Annotated in this window: 5 protein-coding genes; 2 read left to right on the top strand and 3 right to left on the bottom strand. The window is 66.9% G+C overall.

Annotated features, from left to right (window positions below; translation table 11 throughout):
• Window positions 1-25: 25 nt before the first annotated feature.
• A complete protein-coding gene (locus FXN61_RS14255; protein ID WP_167974046.1) occupies window positions 26-268 on the top strand; it encodes a glutaredoxin family protein in 243 nt (80 codons plus the stop codon).
• Here FXN61_RS14255 and FXN61_RS14260 read toward each other — a convergent pair.
• The 3 genes from FXN61_RS14260 to dnaE all read right to left on the bottom strand — a co-directional run bounded on the left by FXN61_RS14260 (window position 241) and on the right by dnaE (window position 6,323).
• Entirely contained in the window at window positions 241-1,443 is a 1,203-nt protein-coding gene (locus FXN61_RS14260; RefSeq protein ID WP_246291486.1) for an adenosylmethionine--8-amino-7-oxononanoate transaminase, read from the bottom strand. The genes FXN61_RS14255 and FXN61_RS14260 overlap by 28 nt on opposite strands.
• Window positions 1,444-1,521: 78 nt before the next feature.
• Window positions 1,522-2,727, bottom strand: coding sequence for a cytochrome P450 family protein (locus FXN61_RS14265; protein WP_312877716.1), 1,206 nt, complete (start codon window positions 2,725-2,727; stop codon window positions 1,522-1,524).
• 47 nt (window positions 2,728-2,774) lie between these two features.
• Window positions 2,775-6,323 carry a DNA polymerase III subunit alpha gene (dnaE, locus tag FXN61_RS14270; RefSeq protein ID WP_188135036.1) on the bottom strand — a complete coding sequence of 1,183 codons (3,549 nt, stop codon included), beginning with the start codon at window positions 6,321-6,323 and terminating at the stop codon, window positions 2,775-2,777.
• Between the two features lie 168 nt (window positions 6,324-6,491).
• Between dnaE and FXN61_RS14275 the strand changes: the two genes are divergently transcribed.
• Entirely contained in the window at window positions 6,492-7,331 is an 840-nt protein-coding gene (locus FXN61_RS14275) for an Lrp/AsnC family transcriptional regulator (protein ID WP_167974050.1), read from the top strand.
• Window positions 7,332-7,432 lie beyond the last annotated feature (101 nt).

Below are 7,432 nucleotides of genomic sequence, written 5' to 3' on the forward strand. Positions count from 1 at the left end.
CTAGGCCGTCACCTACGGTGACAGCATGAGTGACGAGCCGATCGTGATGTACGGCGCCGAATGGTGTGGCGACTGCCGCCGCGCCAAGTCGTGGCTGACCCGCAACAACGTGCCGTTCACCTACCTCGACGTCGAGAACGACGACGAGGCGCGGGACAAGGCGATCGAGATCTCCGGCCGCAAGCAGATCCCCGTCGTCGTGCTCCCGAACGGCGAGTTCCTGGTCGAGCCGACCGACACTCAGCTCGCCGCCGCGATCACACCCTGACAGATCGTCGCGACGTCGTCGTCGGTACTGACGAACGGCGGCATCGTGTAGATCAGGTCGCGGAACGGCCGCAGCCACACACCCGCATCCACGGCCGCCTTGGTGGCTCGTGTCATGTCCACGGGCTGATGGAGCTGCACAACGCCGATAGCGCCCAGCACGCGCACGTCCTTCACTCCGGGCAACGCGCGTGCGGGCGCGAGTCCCGCCGACAGCCCGGCCGAGATGCGCGCGACCTCGCGCTTCCAGTCCTGGGACAGCAGCAGGTCGATCGACGCCAGCGACACCGCCGACGCGAGCGGATTCCCCATGAACGTCGGCCCGTGCGCGAGCACCGGCACCTCGCCCTTGCTGATCCCGTCCGCCACCCGTGACGTGCACAGCGTGGCTGCCATCGACAGATAGCCGCCGGTCAGCGACTTGCCGACGCACATCACGTCCGGGCTGACGTTCGCGTGATCAGCGGCGAACAGCTCGCCGGTGCGCCCGAATCCCGTGGCGATCTCATCGAATACAAGCAGTACGTCGTTCGTATACGCGAGCTCACGCAGCACGTGCAGGTAGCGCGGATCGTGAAATCGCATACCGCCGGCACCCTGCACGACCGGCTCGACGATGATCGCGGCGAGTTCGTGCGCGTGTTCCTCGACGAGGTCCGCGAGGTGCTGAACGTATGCAGTATCCAATTCAGCGGGTGGACTGTCTGCAAAAACCTGCACCGGCAGAATTCCACGCCACAGCGAATGCATACCGCCATCGGGATCGCACACCGACATCGGGTTGAACGTGTCCCCGTGGTAGCCGCCGCGCCAGGTCAGCAGCCGGCGCTTCTCCGGCCGGTTCTGCGAACGCCAATACTGCATACACATCTTGATGGCGACCTCGACCGACACCGAGCCCGAGTCGCACAGGAAGACGTGCTGCAGCGGCTCAGGTGTGATCTCGACGAGCTTCGAGCAGAGCCTGATGGCGGGCTCGTGCGTGAGCCCGCCGAACATCACGTGACTCATCCTGCCGAGCTGCTCGGTGACCGCCGCGTCCAGCACCGGGTGCCGGTAGCCGTGGATGGCCGCCCACCACGACGACATGCCGTCGACGAGCTCCCGGCCGTCCGCGAGCGTGAGCCGGACACCCTCCGCCGACTCTACGAGCAACGGCTCCTGGGTGCCCGGCATCGGGCCGTACGGGTGCCAGACGTGCGCCTGGTCGAGCTTCAGCAGGTCGTCCACCCGCCGAACATTACGAGAGGCGCCCTAGGAAAGACGGACCGGCAGCGTGAGCAGACCGCGGATCAGCGTGCTGTCCCGCCACGCCAGCGTCTCCGGTTCGGCCGCGAGCTCGATGCCGGGGAAGCGCTTCAGCAACGCCGTGAGCGCCACGTCGAACTCCAACCGCGCCAGCGGTGCGCCGAGGCAGAAGTGGATGCCGTGACCGAACGCGACGTGGCCCCGTGCGTCGCGGGTGACGTCGAGTTTGTCGGCGTCCGCGTAGCGCTCCGGATCCCGGTTCGCCGCGATCAGCGACACCATCACGAGCTCCTCGGCCGGGATCGTGACGCCGCCCAGCTCCACCGGCTCGGTCGTGTAACGGAAGGTCGCGATGTTCACCGGTCCTTCCAGCCGCAGGAACTCCTCGGCCGACGCCGCGATCAGCTCGGGCCGGTCCTTGAGGATCTGCAGCTGGTCGGTGTTGCGCAGCAACGCCAGCACCGCGTTCCCGATCAGGTTCACGGTCGTCTCGTGGCCGGCGACGAGCAGCAGGAACGCCATCGACACCAGCTCGTTGCGGTCGAGGCGATCACCGGAGTCGTCGGCGTGCACCAGCGCCGAGAAGAAGTCGTCGGTCGGCTCGGCCGCCGCGATCCGGTCGACGTGTTCGAACAGGAACTGCGCCATCGCGGCACCGGCGTGCGCGATCTGCTCCTGCGTGCCGTAGGAGAGCAGCGTGTTCGACCACGCGCGGAACTCGTCGCGGTTGTCGATCGGGATGCCGAGCAGCTCGCAGATCACCGTGATCGGCAGCGGGAACGCGAAGTCCTCCAGCAGGTCGACCTCGGTGCCGTCGGCCATCTTCGCGATCAGGTCGGCGGCGATCTCCTCGACGCGCGGCCGCATCAGCTCGATCCGGCGGGCGGTGAACGCCTTGGTCACGAGCTTGCGCAGGCGGGTGTGACCGGGCGGGTCCATGTTGAGCATGTGCACGGTCAGCGCCTGGTCGAACATGCGCCGGTCGGCGTCGGGGGGTGAGTGCCGTTCGAAGACGTGGCTGCCGGCGAGGATGTTCTTGCTGATCCTCGGGTCCGTGAGCGCGACCTTGGCCTCTTCGTAACGAGTCACGAGCCAGACCTTGAGCCCACGCGGCAGGTGGACTTCCTGCACGGGCCCCTCGGCACGCAACATGTCGTGCACTTCGTGTGGGTTCTGGACGTAGTCGGCGGGTAACTGGGTGATGGTCGTCACCTCACCCAGTTAACCCCGTTAACTCATTGCCCGCCAGTAATTCTCAGCTAACCGAGACATCCCGGTCCGAGCAGCGCCTTCAGGTCGCCCATCAACGACGGCGTCGGCGCCACCCGCAGCGCGTCGTCCAGCTTCAACACGGTGTTACGGGAACCGTTGATGATCAGGTTGAGGTGGACCTCCGTCGTGCCGGGGTGCGCCCGCAGCACGTCCTTGAGCTGCGTGACGATCTCCGGCCGGCACTTGGTGGCCATCATCTTCAGCCGCATCGCCCGCGACCCGATCTCGCTCAGGTCCGGCACCACCAGGTCGTTCGCGATCAGCGAGATGCGGTCGTCCCGCTTGGCCACGCGGGCCTTGACCAGCACGATCGCGTCCTCGACCACCGACATGCCGTGCACCATGAAGCTCTTCGGGAAGAACAGCACCTCGATGCCACCGGCGAGGTCCTCGAGCTGGGCGGAGGCCCACGACTCGCCGTTCTTGTTCACCCGGCGCGTGACCGAGGCGAGGATGCCGCCGATGGTGACCTGGGTGCCGTCAGGAACGTCACCTTCCAGGATCCGCGCGATGGAGGCGTCGGAGTAGGACTCCAGCACGTGCTCGACGCCGTTGAGCGGGTGGCCGGAGACGTAGAGGCCGAGCATCTCCCGTTCGAGGGCGAGCTGGTGCTTGGACTCCCACTGCTCCGGCGGGATCTTGACGTCGAACACGCCCGCGATGTCCTCGTCGGCCGCGTCGCCGCCGCCGAAGAGGTCGAACTGGCCCTTGGCCTCTTCCTTCTTCGTGATCATCACGGCGTCGACCGCGTCGACGTGGACCATGTGCAGGCCCTTGCGCGGGTGGCCGAGCGAGTCGAAGGCGCCGGCCTTGATCAGCGACTCGACGACCTTCTTGTTGCAGGCCGTGGCGTCGATCTTGCGCAGGAAGTCGGAGAAGTCGGCGAACTTCCCCTTCTCCTTGCGCGCCTTGATGATCGAGTCGACGACGTTCGCGCCGACGTTGCGGATCGCGCCGAGGCCGAAGCGGATGTCGGTGCCGACCGGGGCGAACTCGCGCTCGGACTCGTTGACGTCCGGCGGGAGCACCGTGATGCCCATGCGGCGGCACTCGGCGAGGTAGATCGCCGACTTGTCCTTGTTGTCCGAGTTCGTGGTGAGCAGCGCGGCCATGTACTCGGCCGGGTAGTTCGCCTTGAGGTACGCGGTCCAGTACGCGATGACGCCGTAGGTCGCGGAGTGCGCCTTGTTGAACGCGTAGTCGGCGAACGGGACCAGGATGTCCCAGAGGGTCTTGATCGCCTCTTTCGAGTACCCGTTGTCGAGCATGCCCTTCTCGAAGCCCTCGAACTCCTTGTCGAGGATCTCCTTCTTCTTCTTGCCCATCGCGCGGCGGAGCAGGTCCGCTTGGGCCAGCGTGTAGCCCGCGACCTTTCGCGCGATCGCCATGACCTGCTCCTGATAGACGATCAGGCCGTAGGTCGTGTCGAGGATGTCCGCGAGCGACTCCCGCAGCTCCTCGTGGATCGGGGTGATCTCCTGCTGCTTGTTCTTGCGCAGCGCGTAGTTGATGTGCGAGTTCGCGCCCATCGGGCCCGGCCGGTACAGGGCGATGACGGCGGAGACGTCCTCGAAGTTGTCCGGCTTCATCAGCCGCAGCAGGTCGCGCAGCGCCGAACCGTCGAGCTGGAACACGCCCAGCGTGTCGCCACGGCCGAGCAGCTCGTAGGTCTTCTTGTCGTTCAACGGCACCTGCGCGCCGTCGGTGATCTCGATCTTGCCCTTGCCGTTGAGCTCGATGTTGCGCAGCGCGTCGTCGATGGTCGTGAGGTTCGAGAGCCCCAGGAAGTCCATCTTGAGCAGGCCGAGCGTCTCGCAGGTCGGGTAGTCGAACTGCGTGATGATCGAGCCGTCCTGCGGTCGCATCCAGACCGGGATGTGGTCCATCAGCGGTTCCGCGGACATGATGACCGCGCAGGCGTGCACACCCGCGTTGCGGATCAGGCCCTCGAGCCCGCGACCGGTGTCGATGATCTCCTTGACCTGCGGGTCCGTGTCGTAGAGCCCGCGGACCTCGGTGGCCTCGTTGTACCGCTTGTGCGACGAGTCGAAGATGCCGGACAGCGGGATGTCCTTGCCCATGACAGCGGGCGGCATCGCCTTGGAGATGCGGTCGGCCACGGCGTAACCGGGCTGGCCGTAGAGGACCCTGGCCGAGTCCTTGATGGCGGCCTTCGCCTTGATGGTGCCGAACGTGATGACCTGGGCGACGTTGGCCGAGCCCCACTTCTCCGTGACGTACCGGATGACGTCGCCGCGCCGGCGCTCGTCGAAGTCGATGTCGATGTCGGGGGGCGAGACGCGGTCGGGGTTCAGGAACCGCTCGAAGATCAGGCCGTGCGGCAGCGGGTCGAGGTCGGTGATGCCGAGCGCGTACGCGATCAGCGCTCCAGGGGCCGAACCACGGCCGGGACCGACGCGGATGCCGTTGGCCTTGGCCCAGTTGATGAAGTCCGCGACGACGAGGAAGTACGACGGGAACCCCATCTGCAGGATGACGCCGATCTCGAACTCGACCTGCTTGGTGTGCTCCTCGTCGACCCCGTCGGGGAACCGGCGGTGCATGCCGCGCCAGACCTCGTCGCGGAAGTACTGGTCCTCGGTCAGCCCCTCCGGCACCGGGAACCTCGGCATCAGGTTCTTGAAGTCGAACATGCCGGTCGTGTCGACCTTCTCGGCGATCACCAGGGTGTTGCGGCACCCCTCCTGCCACGCGTCGCTCGAGTCGACCGCCCGCATCTCGTCCGGCGACTTCAGGTAGTAGCCGGTGCCGTCGAACTTGAACCTGGTCGGGTCCTGCAGCGTCTTACCGGTCTGGATGCACAGCAGGGCTTCGTGCGTTTCCTTGTCGGTCGGGTACGTGTAGTGCGAGTCGTTCGTGACCACGAACGGGATGTCGAGCTTCTTCTGGATCTCCAGCAACCCACCGCGGACCCGGCTCTCGATCTCGATGCCGTGGTCCATGATCTCCATGTAGAAGTTCTCTTTGCCGTAGATCTCCTGCCACTTGGCGGCGGCTTCGAGCGCCTCCTTCTCGTGGCCGAGCCGCAGCCGCGTCTGCACCTCACCGGACGGGCAGCCGGTGGTCGCCATGAGCCCCGCGGAGTGCTCCGCGATGAGCTCGGCGTCCATCCGAGGCCACTTGCCCAGCTGCCCCTCGGTGGAGGCGAGGCTGGAGAGCTTCATGAGGTTGTGCAGGCCCTCGGCGTTGCGCGCCCAGATCGTCTGGTGGGTGTAGGCACCACTGGCCGAGACGTCGTCGGACTTCTGACCGGGGTCACCCCACAGCACGCGCTTCTTGTTGAACCGGGACTCCGGCGCCATGTACGCCTCGATGCCGATGATCGGCTTGACCCCGGCACCCTGCGCCTGCTTGAAGAAGTCGTAGGCGCCGTACATGTTGCCGTGGTCGGTGATCGCGGCGGCGGGCATGCCCATGCGCTCGCACTCGGCGAACATGTCCTTGAGCTTCGCCGCACCGTCGAGCATCGAGTACTCGGTGTGCACGTGCAGATGCACAAACGAGTCCGACACCATGCCTCCAGGAAGATCGAACGGGCGCGCGGGAAGGGCGCGGATCGGGGATCTCCAACCCTATCTCGCCTCGAAGATCACCTCACGGAGGCTCGGGGGGTTTTGTCGCCGTGATCTCCAACCGGCCAGGCGGTGACGCGCGGATCTTGAGCGCGAGGTAGCGTTCAAATCGTGGTGGCCCCCGATCCCGTAGACGCTCGCCTGCTCGCCGTTCTCGCCGAGTCAGGCCGTGCGGCCGTGCACGAGATCGCCCAGCGCCTGGGCATGGACCCACGCGAAGCCGCCATGCGCCTGATCACATTGTCGGGCAGCGGCCTCCCGCTCCTGGTGGGCGTCGAGTGCGACCCGAACGGCCTGCGCCGGGCTCTGGCCAATGCCGCCGCGTACGGCAGCTACACCGGCCCGCCCCCGTCGGGCCCGTACTCCGTGCACCAAAGCGGCCCTCACCACGTCAGCGGCCCGCACCAGGTTCCTTACGGCCCGCAGAACCCGGCCAGTCAGCCGTTTCCCGCCCAGCCCCAGGCCACGTGGGGCCCGCCCCAGTCGGCCGGCTGGGTCAGGGCGGACCAGCCCCAGCCCAGGCCCGTCTCGCGCACCGGCAAGATCGGCTCCGCCCTGGAGGCCGAAAGCCTGGAGGGCGCCCAGCTCTCGATCCAGCTGGTCGAGGTGGTGGACCCGGCGGACTTCCTCTTCACCGCGGCCGGCTACAAGCTCGCCGAGGGCGAACGCGCCGTCGTCGTGCACACCGAGGTGATGAACACCTCGCAGGTTCCGTACACCTCACTGCCCGACATGTACCTCGTCCTGGTCACCAAGACCGGCGAGACCGTGACGAAGGCCCCGGTGTCGCTGTCGTCACGCCCCGCGCACAAGCTGGGCGTCCAGCCGGGCGAAACCGCCGGTGGGCACACGGTGTTCGTGCTGCCGGACACCACCGACGTCATCCAGGTGCGGTGGAGCGTCCGCCCGGAGGTCGACCTCAACACTCTGGTGTGGACGGTCGAGGACTAGGCAGCAAGGCCGCGGTCAGCGAGTCCGACACGAAGGCACCGAACCGGTCGGCCGACCACCCGCGACCGTGCGGCCCGCGGCGCCCCGGCACGTGCCGCCAC

The sequence above is a fragment of the Lentzea indica genome (assembly GCF_012184385.1).
In the GTDB taxonomy this organism is placed as follows: Bacteria; Actinomycetota; Actinomycetes; order Mycobacteriales; family Pseudonocardiaceae; genus Lentzea; species Lentzea indica.